This is a genomic window from Rhizobium oryzicola, from assembly GCF_030504645.1.
Lineage (GTDB): Bacteria > Pseudomonadota > Alphaproteobacteria > Rhizobiales > Rhizobiaceae > Neorhizobium > Neorhizobium oryzicola.
Map to the genome: position 1 here is coordinate 1 of NZ_JAUKWQ010000002.1, position 20,396 is coordinate 20,396.

Here is a 20,396-nt window from a genome sequence, read left to right on the forward strand (position 1 = left end):
GCAAGAATGGCGGCCTCGCGTTTCACGATCCGTTCCCCACCGCCGGAAGAGGATGGCCGTCCTCTCCGGCGCTTCTTATCTCACCAAGAAGCATGGAAATCATAAGACAAGCATTTCCGGCAAACTCGGGATCATTCTGACGGAGCGATTTTGTGGCGAGATCAAGCCGAGACACGAAGGGCATATCCCTTGATACGGTCGAGTGGCTCGGCGCCAATCGAGAAACAGAATTGACCCGGAGTTTTTCGGAAATGCTTTAGGTTGCCTCAGCCGAGGTGGCGTTCGCCGCGTTTCTTGGCGAGTTCGATCTGCTTTTGCCGCTGTCGGTAACGCAGGCGGTCTTCCTCCGTGCGGCGGTCGTGGCAGTGAGGGCAGGAAACCCCTTCCTCGAACAGCGGTGACGCACGGTCTTCCGGCGTCAGCGGTTCGCGGCAGGCGTGGCAAAGCTTGTGCTCGCCTTCCTTCAGGCCGTGCGTTACGGACACGCGCTCGTCGAAGACGAAGCATGCGCCCTCCCATAGGCTTTCCTCTTCCGGCACTTCCTCCAGATATTTCAGGATGCCGCCCTTGAGGTGATAGACCTCATCAAAACCCTGTTCCTTCATGAAGGCGGTTGCCTTCTCGCAGCGAATGCCGCCGGTGCAGTACATGGCAATCTTGGGCTTGTTGTGCAGGCCTTCGTTGTTGCGCACCCATTCCGGAAACTCCCGGAACGTCTTGGTCTTCGGGTCGACGGCACCCTTGAAGATGCCGATCGCCGTTTCGTAATCATTGCGGGTGTCGATGAGGATCGTTTCCGGATCGGAAATCAGCGCATTCCAGTCCTTCGGGTCCACATAGGTGCCGACGATCCTGTTTGGGTCGATGTCCTCGACCCCCATGGTGACGATTTCCTTCTTCAGCCGCACCTTCATGCGCAGGAAGGGCATTTTCGACGCCCGGCTTTCCTTGTGCTCAAGGGCAGCGAATTCCGGCTGGGCGCGCAGGAATGCAAGCACATTGGCAATGCCTGCGTCCGGCCCTGCGATCGTGCCGTTGATGCCTTCGCGGGCAAGAAGCAGGGTTCCCTTGACGCCGTTTTCATCGCACAACGCCTGCAGCGGCTCGCGGAAGGACTGATAACGCTCAAACCGCGCAAAGTGATAGAGCGCAGCCACGAGGGAGGAGCCGGTCTTGGCGCCGGCAGCGTTTTCGGAAATGTCGATCATGGCCGCGAAATACTGCCAAACGGCCTGTAAAGCAACGGATTTCCGTAGCAAGGGTGCCGGTTTGACTTTGGTCAATTCCAGGCGGCCGCTACTTTCTCATCACATATGTAGTCCCTCCGTTCATCGCTAACGGAGGGATACAGTGCGAGCGGAAGCAGGATCAGGCGGCGTTGGAGAAACGCTGCGATTTGGATTGTCCGTCGAGCGTGAACTGAACCATCAATTCGCTCAGGCGCGCAGCTTCCGTTGCCAGCGCCGCAGAGGATGCGCTGGTTTCTTCGACCATTGCCGCATTCTTCTGCGTGCTTTGGTCCATTTGATTGACCGCGGTGTTGATTTCGCCAAGTCCGGTGGACTGTTCCCTTGCGGAGGTGGCAATGGCGCTGACATGCTCGTTGATCGCAACGATCAGCTTCCCGATCGTTGCGAGAGCCGAACCTGTTTCGGATACCAGTTTCACTCCAGCCTCGACCTCGTTGGTGGAGTTCTGAATGAGATCCTTGATTTCCTTGGCGGCCTTTGCCGAGCGTTGAGCAAGTTCGCGCACTTCCTGGGCAACGACTGCAAAGCCCTTGCCCGCTTCACCTGCACGGGCAGCCTCCACACCGGCATTCAAGGCCAGCAGGTTGGTCTGGAAGGCGATCTCGTCGATCACACCGATAATGTTGGAAATCTGGGTCGCAGAGTTTTCGATGCGGCTCATGGCATCGACGGCCTGGGACACGACGGCGCCGGAGCGCGATGCGCTGTCATTGGCTTCAGTTGCGACGCGCCTTGCTTCCTCCGTCAGCTTCAGCGAAGAGGTCACATTGGCTGTGATCTCGTCCAGCGCGGCTGCGGTTTCTTCCAGAGAGGCGGCTTGCTGCTCGGTGCGGCGTGAAAGATCATTGGTGTTATCGGCAATATTTTGTGTACCGGAGTCAATGTTCATAGCCGCGGTTACGACGACAGAAAGCGTTTGGCGCAACTGGCGAACTGCATTGTTGAAGTTTTCGCGAAGCTCTTCATATTCGGGGGCGAAGCGTTGATCGATCTGAACCGTCATATCGCCCAGCGACAATGCGCGCAGACCTGCCGCAAGGGCGTGGGTTGCTTTGGTCATGTGCGCCAGGCGAACGTGGTCAGCCTCTTCCTTCGTGCGGCGTTCCAATTCGAGTGCCTCGCGGCTTGAGCTTGCATCATGCTGCAGTCTCGCTGTCTCGGCCACGCTATCCTTGAAGTATTGTACTGCTCGGGACATTTCGCCGATTTCGTCGGCGCGATTCTGGTTCGGAACGGGTGTGTCCAGCGCGCCCGTAGATAGTTTGTTCATCACGCGTGAAAGCGACGTCAGCGGCTGGGTGATGGACTTCAGCAGGAAGGCCAGCGCAATGGCCGAGGCAAGCAGCGTCAGGCCTGCGATCCCGGCAAGGCCCGTCAGCGAATTGCGCGTATTCTGCATGATGGATGCCGTGTTGAAGGCAAGCACCATCGTGCCGATGGTCATTTCCTTGTTTTCTTCGGTGTGCTTCAGCGGCACGACTGAAAAGCGCAGTTGATTGCTTTCGTCTTCCGACTGGGTCTTGCCGACTGCCGAAACTGCGGCTGCGACGGTTCCCGCATCCCCCGATGAGAAGAAGGGCTTGCCGGTGTTGTCAACAACCACTGCCGCCTTGAAATCCGTATCGGTGGCAGCCGGCTCGAAGGTATCCTTTGCAAGCCCCTTGTCGAACTGCCACAGAGCGGTTGAAGCGCCTGAGGTCGTCATGGAACTCGTCAGCTTTACCTTGTTGTCAAACATGGCCCGTGCGGAATTGGCCTGCGACCAGCCGGAATAAAGGCTGAGAGCGGCAGAGCCAATCAGGATCAGGGCCAGTGATGGCAGCATGACCTGCATGCGGATGGATTTGCTGTTGAACATGCTATTATCCTGGGGCTTCCGTTTGGCTACGTTGACAAGGCGCTGGCAAGCGCAACTCATTTCTGCGGGTCGAACCAGTATTTCGCATCCATCGCGAGAATGTCGTCCGGCAGATTGGGATTGGGTATCTTGATGATGGTGCGTGTCTTCAGATCGCCCTTGTCGAAGGCGAGCTTGATGTCGGGAAAGGCGGAAAAGACCTTCTCGTATGAACCGTCTTTCCAAGCCGCCTCCAGGCCCCGCATAAGATCGTCGCGAAGTTCCGGCCGCTTCTTCGATATGTAGAAAATGGAGGCGGAGGGGTATTGCAGGATGAGGGTTTTCTCTACCGCGAGACCTGGCACGTCTGAGACAATCTTGGCCTGCTCCGTCAGTGCCTCATTGACGCCACGGGCGAAATAATCGCCGCGACGACCGATGGTCATACGATAAAGGTTCTTCTGCGGCCCGGTGCGCACCGTCAAACCGGAATTACGAAGCACGTCCACATCCGCCCAACCCGTGCCTTGGAGCCCGATGAAGGACTTGAGGTCTCCGAGTGACTTGACCTTACTGAACTCGCTTTGGCGGTCGCCATCGATCAAAAAGAGCCGATAACCGCCAAGGCCACGATCAATGGGGAAAGGAACGGAAAGCAGTTTTGCGGATACGGCTTTTGCGGCATTAACCCAGGCGATGTCGATCTGCGCGCCATTGGCGATTGCATCAACCATACCGGCGTTGGAGCTGTAGCCGGTGGGTGATGGCTTCAAAGCATAGGGCTTGCCGGATTTTTCAATGGCAAGTTTAAGAACTTGAAACCCAAGAGTTTTTTCTTTTTCGCCGGCGGAATTGTAGAAGATGTCGATGTTTTGCTGCGCAAAGGCAGTGCCTGTGAGGCACCACCCTGCAAGACCGATCACGCAAATGCCTCTACGTGTAAACACAGCCAAAGCCCCTCCTGAAATCAAGGGGACTTTGCTGTTTGGGGGTTAACATAGGTTGAAGCGCGTATGCGAAAACTGATAATGTATTTCGATAACTGTCAGGTCTTTCGCATTGCCTGCACGCTACTCCCGATGCATCTCATGCCTCGCCGGGATGGAAGACCCGGATGCGGTGGTTGTCGGCATCGACAGCGGTGAAGGTTCGTCCGAAATCCATTACGCACGGCGCTTGCAGGATGCGTACGCCGAGCTTCGTCCATTCCTCATGGACCGCATCAACTTCGGCATCGCTGGCCGCGCGGATTGCGAGTTCGCAGCCGCCGCCCGTTCCGCCAGAGGCCGGCTCCACCGTGTGGCGCGACCAGAGGCCGAGAACCAGACCTGATGGCAGGGGGAAAAGCGCAAAGGTGGGCGACACCTCCGCCGGCGAAACCTTGAACAGTTTCTCATAGAAGCGCGCGCTGTCTTCCGGCTTGTCGACGTAGAGGATTGTCATCGCGGGGGTCATTGTCTGGCTCATGGATCATCTCCGTTGTTGGGATGAGCGAGACTTACAGCGGCCTCGTGCCAAAAACTGTCAGCATCATTTTACGGCGGTGCTGGACAATCCCTGCTGCTGCTGCCATTGCCGGACAAGCGTGGCCCGGCGTCTGGGGTAACGCTGACCGACGAGTTCCGCGGCCTCGATGCGGTCGGTGCGGAAGTGGCGAAAGTTATGGCGCAGCGTGCACCATGCCACCAGCAGCCGCGTTTCATCGAAATAGGTCAGTGCGCAGGGCCAGATGATGCGGCGCGAGAGCTTGTCCGAGAGATCCCGGTAATCGACCTGGATGGCCTGCTCCTGCCGCATCGCCTGGCGCAGAAAATCGATCGACACCTTCTGTGGCGGCAAATCGGAACTCGGGCCCGCCAGGAATGCGGCTGTTGGAGACTGGCTTCGCAGTTCCGCCGGCAGGACAGCCTCGATCTTGGCGAGCGCATTGACGGCATCTCTGGCAATTTCCGGATCTGCTCTTTGGGAGACGAAGCGGAAGCCGAGGATGAGCGCTTCGATTTCGCCATGGGTGAACATCAGCGGCGGCAGCATGTAGCTGGGGGTCAATACATAGCCGACGCCTGCCTCACCTTCGATTTCTGCGCCCTGGGCCTGGAGAGTTGCGATGTCCCGGTAGAGAGTGCGCAAAGATATACCCAGTTCTTCGGCCAGAACCGTGCCGGCAACCGGGTGACGATAGCGGCGCAATATCTGCAGAAGGTCGAGAAGGCGGGCGGAGCGGCTCATCGCTTAGCCAGATTCTGCCATAGAAGGCGGATCGCGCTTGCCTCCTGCTTCGGGTCCTCGGCGAAGACCAGCGGTGCAAGTTCAAGCGCGTCGCTACGCAGAACCTGCTGCCGTGTGATGATGATGCCGAGAAGGCAGGCCAGCTTGTCGCTGTCGCCAAACAGGGCCGGGCTCTCGTTAACCACCTGCGTCAGGACGCTCAGATCATGCTCATGGCCCAGAAGATCAACCAGTTGTTTCGCATCGGCATGCTTGGCCAGCATGGCTGAAGGCCAGACCTCCTGCAGCAGAGACAGATGCATCCAGTAGACCTGGCCGCATTTGCGCAGGTCGTGAAAGGCTTCAGCATCGCCCTCCGCAAGGCACGCTGCCAGAGCTTCTTTCGCTTGCTTGCCTTGTTTGGCCCAGGCCTTGGCAATGGTCTTCGCCGCCTTGGCGGGCGAGTCCGGCAAGGAAATGTGTTCGGTTGCATCCACCGCCGCATGACATGTTTCCACGGCATCCTGAATTCGTTGCGGGAGGTCGGTTTCGTCAGCGGCGATGCGTTCTCGCCGCTCCGTCAGAACTGACGCGGTGAAGGTGAGGGCATCCTGCTCCTCCGCTGTCGTGGCGTGTTGTGAAAGATAGTCGATGGTTTCAATCAGCGCCGTTGCATCCCTGACGGCCGACAGCGTTCGGGCCATGTCGCGGATACGGGCATTTTCCCGGCGGCGAACATGCCGCGCTTCCGTCTCGATCAAGCGGTAGACGGCGCGAATGCGCTTGAAGCGCTTGCGGGCCGCATGGATGGCCTCATGTGGTCCCTCCGGCTGATCTGTCAGCACATCGATCGCCCGGTTCAACTGCTGTCGGACGACGCGCCGGAACTCCTCGGTGAACGGCTTAGAGGGGTGGATGATAAACGCCATGACCAAGCTCCTTACCCATATCCTGGGTTGCCATGACCATGTTGGAATAGCGCCAGTCGCCGGTCACTTCCTTGCCGATCCACTGTGGGATTGCCGGTGATTGGTCTTCGCTTTCCAGCTCTACCTCGGCCACGACCAAGCCGTGATAGAAGCCCTGGAAGACATCCACCTCCCAGGTGAAGCCTTCATACGGCACGCGGTAACGGGTCTTCTCGATGACATTTCCGATCGCGGCGCGGATCAGATCCTCGCCATGTTCGATTGGAATGTCATATTCGTATTCGTCACGAGCCAGAAGATTGCGTCCGATCTTGATTGTCAAACGCGCAGACTGGCCATCGATTAGCCGCACCCTGACCGAACGATCCTCGCCGATCGCGACATAGCCTTGAACGAATTGGAAAGAGGACGCGACTTGTGAGCGCCAATCCTGCGACTGGACGAGAAATTTTCGCTCGATTTCCTTCGGCATTGCCTGTCCTTCAGTTCATCGATAGCGCTAACCTATTGCAATGGTTTGATCGGCGCCAGAGCTTCTCATCAAGGTTTTTCTCGACAGCGATTGTCTGCCGCGCTATTTCCCTCCACGGATTTAATCGTTTCAAACCGTGTCAAACGGGAGGTTCATCATGAGTGCGAAGACAGAAGCCTTGCTTGCCACCCTGAAGCTGCAGCCGGTGGTTCCGGTTCTGATCGTGGAAGATGCCGCTTCCGCCGTGCCGCTGGCGCGCGCACTTGTCGCAGGCGGCCTGCGGGCGATCGAGATCACCATGCGCACGCCTGCAGCCCTTGATGCCGTTCGCGCCGTTGCCAATGAAGTCGAAGGCGCCAATGTCGGCGCCGGCACCATCCTCAATGCGCGGGATTTCGATGCGGCCGTCAAGGCAGGCTCCACCTTCATCGTCAGCCCCGGCGTGACCGATGGCGTGCTGGCGGCCGCCAAGGATTCGTCCGTGCCGTTGCTGCCGGGTGCCGCGACTGCCAGCGAAGTGATGACGCTGCGCGAAAACGGTTATGACGTCATGAAGTTCTTCCCGGCCGAACAGGCTGGCGGCGCGGCCTATTTGAAGGCTCTGTCTTCGCCGCTGGCAGGCACGCTGTTCTGCCCGACGGGCGGCATATCGCTCAGGAACGCCAAGGACTACCTGTCGCTTCCGAATGTTGTTTGCGTCGGTGGCTCCTGGGTTGCCCCGAAGGAACTGGTGGCCGCGGGTGACTGGGCGGGCATCACCAAGCTTGCATCGGAAGCCTTCGCCCTGAAGGGCTGATTGGTTTGTAAACCCGGCGGAACTTCCTATCTCTCCCTTTGAACGCAAGGGAGAGATGACTGATGTTCGATGCCAAGAAGCTTCTTGACCAGTTCCTGGGTTCGCAGATCCCCGGATTGTCCGGCTCCATGAAGGATCGGGCAGGGCAGGTCGCCGATTACGCCCGCAGCAATCCCATGAAGACCAGCGCGCTGGCGGCTGCCATCCTGGGCACAAAGACTGGCCGCAAGCTGGCGGGCAATGTGGCGACATTGGGTGGTGTTGCCGCGATTGCCGGGCTTGGCTATCTCGCCTATCGGAACTATCAGTCCGGCCAGGCACCGCAAGGCGTGCCGCAGGATGTATCGGCTCTCAACCCGCCGGCCGATTCGCCCTTCAATCCCCAGAATGCGGGCCTCAGCAATGATTTCGCCTTGACGCTTTTGCGCGCCATGATCGCCGCGGCCAAGGCGGATGGCCATATCGACGCCAGTGAGCGGCAGCGGATCATGGAAAAGGTCCATGCCGTGGATCTCGGCTCCGAGGCGGAAGCCTTCCTGGCAAAGGAACTTGCCGATCCCATTGATCTCGATGCGCTCGTGGCGGCTGGCAGGACGGAGGAGCAGCGGGTGGAAATCTACACCGCTTCGCGCTTGGCCATCGATCCGGATACGCGCGCGGAACGCGGTTATCTCGACCTTCTGGCCGGTCGCCTGAGGCTACCGGATGCACTGATCGATCACATTGAAGCAACTGTCGCATCAGCAAAAGTCACGCTTTAGGGTCATTGCGTTTGCCGGTACGCTCCCCTAATCCTCTTCATATCAGGGGAGTTATCAATGCGCGATCTTGCAACGTTCAAGGGATGTCCGCCACCGGCGCCGGTACGGTTGGAAGGACAGTATGTGATTGCCGAGCCCTACGAGCGGGCCGTGCATCTTCTGAGCCTTTGGGAAGCGCTGGGCGGCAAGGACGGCATCAATGACCTCATCCGTTACTTTCCCGGCAAGATTTACCAGACGCCGGATGAATTCGCGGATTGGCTCGATGGCGCCAATCAATCCGGCAGCCTGATCACGCTGGTCTTTCGTGACAAGTCCAATGGCGATGTGGTGGGCATGGCAAGCTACATGCGGCCTGACCCGGCCAATGGGGTGATCGAAGTGGGCTCCGTCGCCCATGGCGCGGCCATGAAGCGCTCGCCGCTTTCGACGGAAGCCCATTACCTCATGGCGAGGCATGTCTTCGAGGATCTTGGCTATCGTCGCTATGAGTGGAAATGCCATAACGAGAACGAGCCGAGCAAGGTGACGGCCAGACGCTACGGCTTCACCTTCGAGGGCGTCTTTCGCCAGCATATGATTTCCAAGGGTGCCAATCGCGACACCGCCTGGTTCTCGATGATTGATTCGGAATGGCCGGTGATCGGAAAGGCATTCGAGGCTTGGCTGGCGCCAGAGAATTTCGACGTGCATGGTCAGCAGACGCGCCGGTTGGAAGACATTCGCGCCGAGTTGCAAGGGCAGGGTTAAGGGTAAGGGCCAAGGGCTTTGAGCACAGACGGAAACGGAAAGTCCAAGTCACCTATGATTGCCGCAGCCATCATCATGGCCGGCTTCATGGTGCTGTTCTTCGTCATGCCCGGCATCATGCTGTGGCTGGCGAAGTTCTCGCCCTGGCTGGCGGCCGCTTTCGGCGCTTTAGCGGTGCTGGCTTTCTTTATGGTGTTCTGGCTGCGGGCTCGCTACCAGAAACGCAGGTGATTAGCCACCCTGCAGGTTCATGCCCTGCAGGGATGCGCCGAGCAGGGCGAGCCCCACCAGCAGGATGAAGAGCGCGCCGAGGATTTCGATCCCGGCTGAAACACGGTGCGCGGCGACCGAGCGGGGTCCGGCAAGGCGAACGGCAATGTCCTTCGCAGTCACTGCTACGAGCGCCAGGATCGAAACCGTGATCGCCGTTCCCAGCGACATGGCAAGAACCGAGAGCGCTCCGCCGATATAGAGTCCGTTCAGGATCGAGAAGCTCATGACTAGGATGGCGCCGGAGCAGGGGCGCAGGCCGACTGCGATGATAGCGGACCAGGCTTCCTGCAGGCCGAACTCACGGCCCTTCAGCGCCTCGGGATCCGGAATGTGCAACTCGCCGCAATCGGCGCAGTAGCTGCCGGCAGCCAGATCATTGTGGTTATGATCCACCTCGATCGCCTGGAAACGGAGGCCTGTCGGGCCCGCACCCGGTGCTGCATTTGCAAAGATGGGCAGTGAGGAACGCCGCGGCCAAAGCTCGTAAACCTTGCGGGCCAGCAGCCAGCCGCCGAACACGGCCACCATGGCAAAGCTCGCCACTTCCATGGCCCAGGTCGCCTTCGTCATCGTGATGCCGGTGCCACGCAGTGCCAGATAGGCGACGGCCACAAGTGCAATCGCCATGGCCCCTTGTACCAAAGCCGAAATCAGCGAGATCAGGATGCCGCGCTTCAAGGCGGTCTCATTGGCGATCATGTAGGACGAGATGACCGCCTTGCCGTGGCCAGGGCCCGCTGCATGAAATACGCCATAGATGAAGGAAATGCTGATCAGCGTCTTCAAGGCCCACGGGTCCGTGCGCATGGCTTTCAACGCACTAGTCAGCGAACGATAGAAAGCCTGCTGGTTGACATTGATCCAGGCAAAGAAGGGACCGAGGAAGCCGGTCGTTTCGAATGAGGGCTCGGCAGCGCCAACGCCCAGCGGCGATTGTGCATGGGCAATGGCGGCAAACCCTGCGAGGGCGATCAAGGTGAGGGCTAGGGTTCGGCGGTTCAGCATGTCACCTCAAGCCGGGTTGCGAACATCTTCGTCATATCCGTGCCCGTCGGGTCGTTGAAGAAAGCTGCGGTCAGCGAATCCTTGTTCTGGGCAATCACCTCATCCGGGTTTGGTCGCACAACCTTGCGCTTGCACGTGGCGAATGCCTTGCCTTCGGTCACAAGATCCTCGTCCTTGGGAAAATCGACGGCTGTGTACATGGAGGGATCATAGACACCGAAGGAGAGCTGGCCTTTCAGCTTTACCGGCTGCGTTGGTTTTACCGCGAAGAAGGCCAGGATCTGTTGATCCTTGTAGACCACATGGATGACATCAGGTTTGGCCACCGGGATGTTCTTTCCATCGACCGTAATGGTCGTGAAGTAGTGAAAATCTGCGAGCGACTTGCGCATCGTCTCACCCAGCTCGGCCAGTTCCTTGTCGTCGAGCTTCAGGTCTGCATTTTTGTCGAAATCGAGCAGGACGCTGGAGGAAAAGACCTCGTCGAAACGCCAGACATTGCGGAGTTCCGCAAGGTTGCCGTCGGCGCCGGCCAATACCTCCAAGCGCGCATCCACGAAGATGTGCGGATGTGCGAACGCCTGCCAAGGCAGCAATGCGAAAGCGGTGGCTGCGAGCCACCCAAGCTTTGTCATGACGTGATTCCAATTGCCCTTTGTGTTGATGTCGACTGCAAATGGGACGGAATTTCGGCTCCGCATTTCACACCTTCCTGAACCAGCTTGACAGGAAGTCTACAAATACGCGCACCTTTGCAGGCAGATACCGTCTATGCGGGTAGACTGCGTAGATGCCGCGATCCTTCACGATATAGTCTTCAAATAGGGAAACCATTTCCCCTGACCGGATGTGCGGGAGGGCTATGAAATCTGGGACCATGGCAAGTCCCAATCCGGCGCGCGCCGCCCGCAACGTTGCCTGCGGGGTGTTGACTTCCAGCGGACCCGTCACCGGGACGCTGATCAGGCCGCCACTCTGATCCTGAAAGCGGATATTGTTGTGCGAGCGTACATTGGTGTCGATGATGACAGGCTTGCCCACAAGGTCTTGCGGATGGTTCAGGGGACCGTGCTTTGCCACATAGTCTGGCGTGGCGCAGGCATAAACCCTGAAGTCGCAGAGCTTGCGGGCGATCATGCCGGAATCCTCCAGCTTGGTGATGCGGATCGCCAGATCGAAGCTTTCCTCAATGAGATCCACGAATCGATCTTCGGCGACGATATCCAGTGATACGTCCGGGTGCTGCTTGGCAAAGTCGATAAGCGACTGGCCCACATCCGCGTCGATGAAGGTTCGCGGCACGGAAACCCGTAGGCGACCTTTGAGGTCGGCATTGTTCTCACGCACGAGATCGGCGAGGTTATCGATCTCCTTGAGGATGTCGGCGGCGGTCCGAAAATAGGTGTGACCGGCTTCCGTGAGCGAGAACTGGCGGGTGGTGCGATTGAGCAGAAGCGCGCCCAGATCATCCTCCAGTTCGCGCACATATTTCGATAGAAGTGCCTTGGAGCGTCCGGTTCGCCGTGCTGCGGCGGAAAACCCTTCTGCTTCAACCACATCGATGAAGGCGCGCATGCGCGTCAGAGTATCCACATCAGGCCTCTCTATGTTGCGATTCCTAGGTGAATGTTCCCCATGTTTTGTGCAACGCAAATTTTTGGCAGATGCTCAAAAAAGTGCTTGATTATGACGGGCGAAAATCTTATCTCCCGGCTTGCCCAAAGTCGCACGTGCCTGTGGGTGTCCGCCGACCCTCGATTAGGTGAGGTCATCGGTAAGGTACCTGGAACTAACCCCTCCAGTCGCTATTCCGGCCAACCGGAAAATGCGAGGACATCTTGAAGCAACGACGGTGCGGGCCTTTCTGGTCTCTGCAGGCTTTCCATCAGCTTGCAATACTGAAGAGGCACACCATCATTGCCGGAAGTGCGGTTGGGATAATCCCTCCAATCCATGGCAGACAAAGCCGGATCAATGCTCTTGGCAGGGCGTTGACCCAAACCCTGCGCATCAGGCGCGAACGAAGCACCGGGATTTCCACCGGCCGGGCCTCGCTCACCTGTCTGCGCGTCTTTGTCCTTCGGCTCGCCGGAGAAGCTTAATAGGGATTAGACCAATGACGACCGCTCGTATCCTTGACTTTCTTCGCACCGAACGTCCGGAAGGCCCGTGCCTCGTCGTGGACCTTGACGTTGTGCGCGACAATTTCCACGCGTTCCGTCATGCTCTGCCGGACAGCGCGATCTACTACGCCGTCAAGGCTAACCCGGAACCGGCGATCCTGAAGCTGCTCGCTTCTCTCGGCTCCAACTTCGACTGCGCATCGGTTGCCGAAATCCAGATGGCATTGACCGCTGGCGCGTCCGCTGAGCGCATCTCCTTCGGCAACACGATCAAGAAGGAGCGCGATATCGCACGCGCCTTCGAACTTGGCGTTGGCCTTTTCGCGGTCGACAGCCATGAGGAAGTCGAAAAGGTTGCCCGTACAGCCCCAGGCGCACGCGTGTTCTGCCGTGTTCTCACGGATGGCGAAGGCGCTGAGTGGCCTCTGTCGCGCAAGTTCGGCTGCGTGCCGCAGATGGCCGTCGATGTTCTGGTCTATGCGCACCAGCTTGGCCTGGAATCCTACGGGGTTTCCTTCCATGTCGGCTCGCAGATGACCAAGGTCGACGCGTGGGACGCAGCTCTTGGCGATGCCAAGCGTGTTTTCGCACAGCTGGCCAAGCAGGGCATTTACCTGCAGATGGTCAACATGGGCGGCGGCTTCCCGACGAAGTACCTGCGTGACGTGCCTTCGGCAGAAGCCTATGGCAAGGCCATCTTCGCCTCGCTGCGCAAGCACTTCGGTAACAACCTGCCGAAGACGATCATCGAGCCGGGTCGCGGCATGGTCGGCAATGCGGGCGTGATCAAGGCGGAAGTGGTTCTGGTGTCCAAGAAGTCGGACAATGACGAACATCGCTGGGTCTTCCTCGACATCGGCAAGTTCGGCGGTCTGGCCGAAACCATGGACGAAGCCATCCGCTACCCGATCCGCACCGAACGTGACGCCGACGAAATGGAAGCTTGCGTGATCGCCGGTCCGACCTGCGATTCCGCCGACGTGCTGTACGAGAAGAACATGTATCCGCTGCCGATCACGCTGACAGTGGGCGATGAGGTTCTGATTGAAGGTACCGGTGCCTACACCACAACGTATTCGGCGGTTGCGTTCAATGGCTTCGATCCGCTGAAGGCCTATGTGATCTGATTTCGCGGGCTCCGGTTTTTACCGGAGCCGCACCCACCCTTATTCATCCGAGCCGTTTGAACGGTATTGAGCTTCGGAGGCCGCCATGGCCGCTGTTCTTGACACTGTGCGCGCATTGTTTGCGCCTGATACCTTTACCGTTGCCGAGGAAAACCCGGCTGATGTCGTTGCCCGCGAAGCGCTGCTGGATCGCCAGATGGGTGCCGACCGCCGCAAGAAGTCTTCCGAAAAACTGCGTCGCGGTCGTCTGCCGGCCCAGGGCCTGGCCTTGGTCGCCCGCGATTCCAAGGGGCATGTTATCGGCACCGTCCGCCTGTGGAATGTCGAGGCCGGCGTTGGCCGCGATGGCGTTCCAGTCGAGGCACTTCTGCTTGGCCCACTGGCGGTTGACTCGGCCCATGAGGGCAAGGGCATCGGCTCGGCTCTGATGCGCGCCGCCATCACCGAAGCGGCCCGCCGTGGTCATGGCGCGATCCTGCTCGTGGGTGATGCACCGTATTATGAGCGATTCGGCTTCTTTGCCGACAAGACCCGGCACCTCATGATGCCGGGCCCCTTCGCCCGTGAGCGCTTTCTCGCGCTTGAACTGAAGGACGGCTGGCTGGAAGCCGCCGCCGGGATGCTGGCGGCAAGCGGCCGGAAACTGTCGCGCCCGACACTGAAGCGGGCTGCATAAGTCCATCTCCGGCGCGCGTCCGCGCTGTCCATAGGCGAAGGAAGAGGCCGGTGCTCCAACCCTGCGGAGCGCCGGCCTTTATTTCTTGCAAAATCGCTGTGCCGACCGATTCTGCTGAGGCATTCCTGCAACAGTTGTGGACAGCGGTTGCGAGACGGGTTCTGAGCTTGGCAAACGTCAAATCGCATTGATCGAAATCAACGAGCTGCATGCACGCGCTGCTACTCCTCTCTTCATCACAGAATGGACGTTTCGAGGAGAATGACATGATCAAGTTTGCGCCCGCCATTGTCGCCGGCCTTCTGGCAACGACAAGCATCCTGGCTGCCGGCGCGGCTTGCGCCGCCGATGTAACCGCTGCTGCTCCGGCTCCCGTTGCGACGGAAGCTGCCCCTTCGCTCAGCCCTTGGCAGATCCGCGTTCGCGCGCTTGGCGTGATCCCGAACGACTCCGGTTCGGTCAATGGTGTTGCTGGTTCGGATCTCAAATACAGCAACTCAATCACGCCCGAACTGGATATCAGCTATTTCTTCACGGAAAATTGGGCAGCCGAGCTGATCCTCGGTACGACAAGCTCCAAGATTGCTGGTGACGGTTCGCTTGCGGGTGTGAATGTCGGCAAGACCTGGATCCTGCCTCCCACTGTTACGCTGCAATATCACTTCACAGATTTCGGTGCATTCCGCCCTTACGTTGGTGCGGGCTTGAACTACACCTTCTTCTACAACGAATCGGAGAAGGCTGGTTTTCGTAACCTCAAGGTCGATAACCACGTTGGTGCGGCTCTGCAGGTCGGCTTCGACTACATGCTCGACGAGCACTGGGGTGTGAACTTCGATGTCAAGAAGATCTTCCTGAAGACCGACTGGTCGGCTGATCACCAGACGCTTGGCCCGCTCTCGGGCAAGGCCAAGCTCGATCCCTGGCTGATCGGCGCCGGTGTAACCTATCGCTTCTAATTAGAAGCAACGAGACTCCAATTCCTGAAGGATCGTCTGGATGGGGGCATCCGGCACCGTGGCAGGTTTCTTCAGGGAATGGGAGGGAGCGGGGATCGGCGCTGACGTGCCGGTCCCCGCTGCCGTTTGTGCGCCTGTCTGCACTTTGGATAATGCGCGATTGCCCGATTGCCATATGGTGATGGACTTGATGACGTTTCTGCCTATTTTCCGCAGGTATGAAAGCAATCGTTACAGGCGGTGCCGGCCTTATCGGCACAGGAATTTGCCGGACGCTTCTTGATCATGGTTGGCAGGTTGCCTCCTTCGATGTGAAGCAGCCAGATACCGGACTTGTGGAGAAGGGGCTTGTTTCCATTCACTGCGATGTCGGCGTTGAAGAGGCCGTGGCGCAGGCCTTCGAGGAACTGGCCTGGCCTTCTCTTGATCTGCTGGTCAACAATGCGGGAAAAGCTGGCCCCGACAACGGGCCGATCGAGAAGATGACGCTTGCAGACTGGCGGCGGGTGACGGACAGCCATCTCACCTCTGCCTTTCTGATGACACGCTCCGCCGTGCCTTTGATGGGTCAGGGTGCCAGCATCATCAACATGGCCTCCACGCGCGCCTTTATGTCTGAGCCGCAAACAGAAGCTTACGCGGCCTCCAAGGGTGGGCTTGTGGCGCTGACCCATGCACTTGCCGTCAGCCTGGGCCCCAAGATCCGCGTCAATGCCATTGCACCCGGTTGGATATCTGATGGCGAGGATCTAAGGCCTGAAGATCATGCCCAGCATCCGGCTGGCCGGGTTGGTATGCCTGAGGATATTGCCGAGGCGGTTGTTTATCTCGCACAGGCCGGTTTCATGACCGGTCAGGTTTTGACGCTGGACGGCGGCATGACGCGCAAGATGATCTACGCGTGATAACCGCTTTGCTAAGATTAGGTAGGGTCAGGCGGCCCGTGATGTCCCGCGTCTGCTGACCTGCGTCTGACTATTGAATTGGAAGCGGTTCACAAGGCCGCGCAGGTTTTGCGCACCTTCCGCCAATGTCTGGCTGATCGCAGAGGTCTCCTCCACCATTGCCGCATTCTGTTGGGTCATCTTCTCGAAACTCTGAATCGCATTCGAGATTTCGTCCAGTCCCGAAGCCTGCTCACGAGAGGCCGTTGCGACAGCATCAATATTCACATCGATGCGTTCCACGAAGCTGCCGATCTGGCTCAGTGCCTGACCCGTCCTATCGACAAGCGTAACGCCGGAGGATACCTCGGCGCTGGTGCGCTGGATCAGAGCATCGATCTCCCGGGCGGCGTTGGCGGAACGCTGAGCGAGTTCGCGCACTTCCTGCGCTACCACGGCAAAGCCTTTGCCTGCTTCGCCTGCACGGGCTGCTTCAACGCCGGCGTTGAGCGCCAGCAGGTTCGTCTGAAAGGCGATGTCATCGATAACCGTAATGATCTTGCCGATCTCGCCGGAAGCGCCTTCGATGCGGTCCATGGCGAGCACGGCATTGCGGACCACTTCGCCAGACGCCACAGCACATTCTCGCGCCTCACGCACCAGTTGGCGCGTAGCGTGAGCCTTTTCCGATGAGTTCCGGACGGTGGAGGTGACCTGTTCCAACGCCGCCGAGGTTTCCTCAATGGCCGCTGCTTGTTGCTCGGTGCGAACAGCAAGGTTGTATGAGGCCTGATGGATTTCCTGACTATTCTCCACCAGATGCTGTGTTTCGTTCAGCACCTGATGCAGAGTTTGTTGGAAGGTTGCGATCGAGGAATTGAAATCCTGACGCAGGGTTTCGAAGCGGTCGTCAAATGGCGTGTTCAGCGTTGCGCTGATATTGCACTCTGCCAACCGGCGCAGACCAGACCCCAGGGCCTCGACGACGCCGCGCAAAGCTTCCGCCTCTATAGTTCTGTTCCGTTCACGCCGGTTGCGCTCTGCGTCTGCCTCTGCGCGTGCGGCTTCAGCATCTAGTTGCAGGCGCTGATTCTCGAGTCCCGCGGCACGAAACACTTCGACGGCCTGCGCGATGCGGCCGATTTCGTCACTGCGATTGAGGAAGGGGGCCGCCTTCGAAAAATCGCCCTGCGCCATTTGGACCATGAATTCGGTAATATTTCCAAGCGGATTGAGAGCCCTGCGACGAATAAAGAAGACAGTTCCCAGAGCGGTTGCGACCAAGACCACCGCAAGCGCAAGCGATAGAAACTCGCCGCTTGCGGTCTGCGCAGCGGAGAAGCTTTCCATCTGCTGACCGTAGACATTAGCCATATCGACCAGATCGTTCACGGCCTTTTCGTGGTCGTGGAAGCGGACCTTGATCGTATCAAGCGCAGTGTCTATGGCCTGCTGGTTTCCGCCCTTCAACGCGGGCACATATTCCCTTTCGATCGCCTGCCAGACCAGATCACCCTTTGCAATCACGGCGTTGTAAAGCTGGGTGCGCAGATTGTCGGGAAGGGTGGATGTTTTCCAGTAATCGCGGCGCTCTTCATACTGCTTTTTCAGTACAGCGAGGCGCGCCATGTTGCCTTCCGCCGTTTCCGGCTGCGTAACTGCCTCATTCAAAAGGGCATAGGTCTCAATCAGGTAAAGCGGTGGTGGCAGGATATCGGCGACCAGATCCTTGCTATCCACGATCTGCCTGTAAATCGGGCCGTTGATCTTCAGCGTTTGGAGCGTCTTTCCACCCACAAGAGAGACGATGACGATGCCGGCAGCCAAGGCTAACCCAGCCGCTGTGACAACCTTTGAGAGTGTAAGACGCATGCCCGTTCATCCTCTTGGCTGCGCGTCCAATAGGCACAGTAAATCGTGCCAACGGGTGTCAGCCGGCGGTTAGTAAGCCAATATCGACGCAATGAGACACAAATTTACACACGAAGGTCTCTATTCCTTCGTTCGGTATCACAGAAATTAAGACGCCAAATACTACCAGCTCGTTAATCGTCACTTGAATTTTTAACTAAATTTTCCGTAACTGCAATCGTTGGTCATGCGCTTGCATGAGGAGCGCTTTTCACGGGAAATGCAATTGCATCAGAATATTAGGGATTCAGGATGCAATGTCGACAATCCCGCAATCGCCAGCTTCAGACCCAAAGGCCAGAAGCTTGCCGGAATTGCTCCAGCTCAGCGCTGTGATTGCACCTTTCCCAGGACGGCGCAAAAGCGCCTCCTTACCATCGGCAACACGAACCGCAAGAATCATTCCATCAATGAAACCGATCGCAAGAACATCGTCGACGGGATGGAAGGACACGCATGTGGCGAGAATGTTGGCACGAGTACCAAGTTCCAGCGGCGCCTTGCCCATGGGGCCATCCTTGCCAGCAAAGGGCCAGACGATCGCGGCAGGTGCACCTGATGATGCCAGCCACTTACCTTTCGCCGACCAGGAAAGCGACTTGACCTTGGCGGGGTAGCCGGTCATGCGCATGTGGCGCGCTTCGCCGGCCTTGCCGTCCAATTTCCAGCCATGCAGCGCGTTTTCCTGCATGGTGGTGACGAGGAAACGGCCATCTGGTGAGAAGGTCACGCCTGTGTGGGCACCTTTCCAGTCCAGATCCACTGGCGGTGCTGTGGTCGTCACCCAATGCAGCGAAACACCGTTGTAGCGGGCAGCTGCAATGCGCAGACCCTTAGCCGCGAAAGCGAGACCTTCGACGGTGCGTTCCTCGGCAAATTCCTTTTCCGTGCCATCCGCCAGTTTGACGATGCTGCTCTTGCCATAGCTGAAGGCGACGGCGCCCTGTGGCCCGCCCGCGACGACCGAGATCCATTTGCGCGGAACCTCGGCAACGACAGTGACACTGCCATCTGGCTGGATACGGCAGACCTTGCCATCTTCGCCACCCGTCAGAAGGCTGTTGCTGAACGGGTCGCGAATGCACGTCAGAAGTCCGTTATGTGCCTCGGTTACCTGCTCGCCATTGTCGAGGCGGCGGATCTCACCGGTCGCCGTCGCGAAAAAAGGCACGTCATTGATGAAGTGCGCGGCGAGCACATGCCCTTCGATGTCGAAAGGTGCAACGGTTGGCATCGTCTCTTCTTTCCCGAATATTATGCGGTGGCCTGGCAGGCGAGGAAGCTCTTCTCGATCTTCTCCCGATCGAGGTCGCGACCAATGAAGACGAGGCGCGATTCGCGCTTTTCATCCGCCTTCCAATCCCGCTGGTGATCACCCTCGATGATCATGTGTACGCCTTGAACGACATAACGCTGCGGATCATCCTTGAAGGCGATAATGCCTTTCAGCCGCAGGATATTCGGGCCATCCGTCTGGGTGATCTTCTGGATCCAGGGGAAGAAGCGTTCCGGGTTCATTTCGCCACCACGCAGCGAAATAGACTTCACCGTCACGTCATGGATGGCTGACGGAGCTGCGTGATGATGATGGTCATGATCATGGTGGTGATGGTGATCATGCCCGTGATCATGGTCATGATGGTGGTGATGATCGTGATCATGGTGATGATGATCGCAATCCGGACCGCAGACATGATCCTCGTGACCATGCTCCAGGAAATGCGGATCGTTTTCCAGCGCGCGTTCCAGGTTGAACGAACCCTGATCGAGCACGCGGGCCAGATCGACGCCGGAACGGGTGGTCTTGTAGACGCGGGCGGTGGGGTTGATGGCGTGCACGACTTCCTCGATCACGGCCAGCTCTTCCGGCGAAACAAGGTCGGTCTTGTTGATGACGACGACATCGGCGAAGGCGATCTGGTCTTCCGCCTCGCGACTGTCCTTCAGACGCAGCGGCAGATGCTTGGCGTCCACCAGCGCCACGACGGCATCGAGCTCGGTCTTGGAGCGCACATCGTCATCCATGAAGAAGGTCTGGGCAACAGGAACCGGATCGGCAAGGCCGGTGGTTTCCACGATGATGCCGTCGAAACGGCCGGGGCGGCGCATCAGGCCTTCCACGACGCGGATCAGGTCGCCGCGCACCGTGCAGCAGACGCAGCCATTGTTCATCTCGTAGATCTCTTCATCCGACTCGACAATGAGATCGTTGTCGATGCCGATTTCGCCGAACTCGTTGACGATGACGGCGTATTTCTTGCCGTGGCTTTCGGACAGGATGCGGTTGAGAAGCGTTGTCTTGCCGGCGCCGAGGTAACCGGTGAGAACGGTTACGGGAACGGGCTTCTGGGTCACGGTATCGGCCATGGGAACCTCCGGGAAAAACTTCGCTCACCGAATGGAGCGACAGGTATTGCCGTCCATATAAGGTGAGC

The 20,396-nt window shown here is 58.4% G+C and carries 21 protein-coding genes; 8 read left to right on the plus strand and 13 right to left on the minus strand.

All coding sequences use genetic code 11. The features are described 5' to 3' along the window. Nucleotides 1–266: 266 nt before the first annotated feature. From trhO to Q2T52_RS07360, 7 genes are all read right to left on the minus strand, one after another. Nucleotides 267–1,208 carry an oxygen-dependent tRNA uridine(34) hydroxylase TrhO gene (trhO, locus tag Q2T52_RS07330; RefSeq protein ID WP_302076700.1) on the minus strand — a complete coding sequence of 314 codons (942 nt, stop codon included), beginning with the start codon at nt 1,206–1,208 and terminating at the stop codon, nt 267–269. A 160-nt stretch (nt 1,209–1,368) separates the two neighbouring features. Beyond that, nucleotides 1,369–3,108, minus strand: coding sequence for a methyl-accepting chemotaxis protein (locus Q2T52_RS07335; RefSeq protein WP_302076065.1), 1,740 nt, complete (start codon nt 3,106–3,108; stop codon nt 1,369–1,371). A 56-nt stretch (nt 3,109–3,164) separates the two neighbouring features. Further along, nucleotides 3,165–4,034 (minus strand): type 2 periplasmic-binding domain-containing protein, encoded by an 870-nt coding sequence (locus Q2T52_RS07340; RefSeq protein WP_302076066.1) that lies wholly within the window; start codon nt 4,032–4,034, stop codon nt 3,165–3,167. A gap of 139 nt (nt 4,035–4,173) precedes the next feature. Then, nucleotides 4,174–4,554, minus strand: coding sequence for a VOC family protein (locus Q2T52_RS07345; protein WP_436799506.1), 381 nt, complete (start codon nt 4,552–4,554; stop codon nt 4,174–4,176). Between the two features lie 63 nt (nt 4,555–4,617). Continuing rightward, nucleotides 4,618–5,316 (minus strand): helix-turn-helix transcriptional regulator, encoded by a 699-nt coding sequence (locus tag Q2T52_RS07350; protein WP_302076067.1) that lies wholly within the window; start codon nt 5,314–5,316, stop codon nt 4,618–4,620. Continuing rightward, on the minus strand, nt 5,313–6,224 hold the full coding sequence (locus Q2T52_RS07355) for a CHAD domain-containing protein (protein ID WP_302076068.1): 912 nt from the start codon (nt 6,222–6,224) through the stop codon (nt 5,313–5,315). The genes Q2T52_RS07350 and Q2T52_RS07355 overlap by 4 nt, the downstream gene beginning before the upstream one ends. Next, entirely contained in the window at nt 6,199–6,696 is a 498-nt protein-coding gene (locus Q2T52_RS07360) for a CYTH domain-containing protein (RefSeq protein ID WP_302076069.1), read from the minus strand. The genes Q2T52_RS07355 and Q2T52_RS07360 overlap by 26 nt, the downstream gene beginning before the upstream one ends. A gap of 157 nt (nt 6,697–6,853) precedes the next feature. On the opposite strand from Q2T52_RS07360, the gene Q2T52_RS07365 reads away from it, so the two are divergent. The 4 genes from Q2T52_RS07365 to Q2T52_RS07380 all read left to right on the plus strand — a co-directional run bounded on the left by Q2T52_RS07365 (nt 6,854) and on the right by Q2T52_RS07380 (nt 9,234). Continuing rightward, complete coding sequence (locus Q2T52_RS07365; protein ID WP_302076070.1) at nt 6,854–7,492, plus strand: 2-dehydro-3-deoxy-phosphogluconate aldolase; 639 nt, start codon at nt 6,854–6,856, stop codon at nt 7,490–7,492. 62 nt (nt 7,493–7,554) lie between these two features. Further along, the gene (locus Q2T52_RS07370; RefSeq protein ID WP_302076071.1) at nt 7,555–8,253 is read left to right on the plus strand and encodes a tellurite resistance TerB family protein; all 699 of its coding nucleotides are present in this window, start codon (nt 7,555–7,557) and stop codon (nt 8,251–8,253) included. A gap of 57 nt (nt 8,254–8,310) precedes the next feature. After that, nucleotides 8,311–9,003, plus strand: coding sequence for a GNAT family N-acetyltransferase (locus Q2T52_RS07375; RefSeq protein ID WP_302076072.1), 693 nt, complete (start codon nt 8,311–8,313; stop codon nt 9,001–9,003). A 54-nt stretch (nt 9,004–9,057) separates the two neighbouring features. Then, complete coding sequence (locus Q2T52_RS07380) at nt 9,058–9,234, plus strand: hypothetical protein (protein WP_302076073.1); 177 nt, start codon at nt 9,058–9,060, stop codon at nt 9,232–9,234. On the opposite strand, the gene Q2T52_RS07385 is transcribed toward Q2T52_RS07380, so the two are convergent. The 3 genes from Q2T52_RS07385 to Q2T52_RS07395 all read right to left on the minus strand — a co-directional run bounded on the left by Q2T52_RS07385 (nt 9,235) and on the right by Q2T52_RS07395 (nt 11,874). Continuing rightward, nucleotides 9,235–10,281, minus strand: a complete 1,047-nt coding sequence (locus Q2T52_RS07385; RefSeq protein ID WP_302076074.1) for a nickel/cobalt transporter — start codon at nt 10,279–10,281, stop codon at nt 9,235–9,237. After that, a complete protein-coding gene (locus tag Q2T52_RS07390) occupies nt 10,275–10,916 on the minus strand; it encodes a DUF1007 family protein (protein WP_302076075.1) in 642 nt (213 codons plus the stop codon). The genes Q2T52_RS07385 and Q2T52_RS07390 overlap by 7 nt, the downstream gene beginning before the upstream one ends. Before the next feature lie 67 nt (nt 10,917–10,983). After that, nucleotides 10,984–11,874: a LysR family transcriptional regulator gene (locus tag Q2T52_RS07395; RefSeq protein WP_302076076.1), complete on the minus strand. Its 891-nt coding sequence runs from the start codon at nt 11,872–11,874 to the stop codon at nt 10,984–10,986. 523 nt (nt 11,875–12,397) lie between these two features. Between Q2T52_RS07395 and odc2 the strand changes: the two genes are divergently transcribed. The 4 genes from odc2 (at nt 12,398) to Q2T52_RS07415 (ending at nt 16,071) form a co-directional block, all read left to right on the plus strand. Then, nucleotides 12,398–13,531 carry an ornithine/lysine decarboxylase gene (gene odc2, locus Q2T52_RS07400; protein WP_302076077.1) on the plus strand — a complete coding sequence of 378 codons (1,134 nt, stop codon included), beginning with the start codon at nt 12,398–12,400 and terminating at the stop codon, nt 13,529–13,531. 85 nt (nt 13,532–13,616) lie between these two features. Then, nucleotides 13,617–14,207, plus strand: coding sequence for a GNAT family N-acetyltransferase (locus tag Q2T52_RS07405; protein WP_302076078.1), 591 nt, complete (start codon nt 13,617–13,619; stop codon nt 14,205–14,207). A 266-nt stretch (nt 14,208–14,473) separates the two neighbouring features. After that, a complete protein-coding gene (locus Q2T52_RS07410) occupies nt 14,474–15,166 on the plus strand; it encodes an OmpW/AlkL family protein (RefSeq protein WP_302076079.1) in 693 nt (230 codons plus the stop codon). 218 nt (nt 15,167–15,384) lie between these two features. Then, complete coding sequence (locus tag Q2T52_RS07415) at nt 15,385–16,071, plus strand: SDR family oxidoreductase (RefSeq protein WP_302076080.1); 687 nt, start codon at nt 15,385–15,387, stop codon at nt 16,069–16,071. Between the two features lie 27 nt (nt 16,072–16,098). Here the strand turns inward: Q2T52_RS07415 and Q2T52_RS07420 are convergent, their stop codons facing one another. The 3 genes from Q2T52_RS07420 to Q2T52_RS07430 form a co-directional block, all read right to left on the minus strand. Beyond that, on the minus strand, nt 16,099–17,922 hold the full coding sequence (locus Q2T52_RS07420) for a methyl-accepting chemotaxis protein (RefSeq protein WP_302076081.1): 1,824 nt from the start codon (nt 17,920–17,922) through the stop codon (nt 16,099–16,101). A gap of 286 nt (nt 17,923–18,208) precedes the next feature. Beyond that, entirely contained in the window at nt 18,209–19,195 is a 987-nt protein-coding gene (locus Q2T52_RS07425) for a WD40 repeat domain-containing protein (protein WP_302076082.1), read from the minus strand. A 20-nt stretch (nt 19,196–19,215) separates the two neighbouring features. Continuing rightward, nucleotides 19,216–20,328, minus strand: a complete 1,113-nt coding sequence (locus Q2T52_RS07430) for a CobW family GTP-binding protein (protein ID WP_302076083.1) — start codon at nt 20,326–20,328, stop codon at nt 19,216–19,218. Nucleotides 20,329–20,396: the final 68 nt, after the last annotated feature.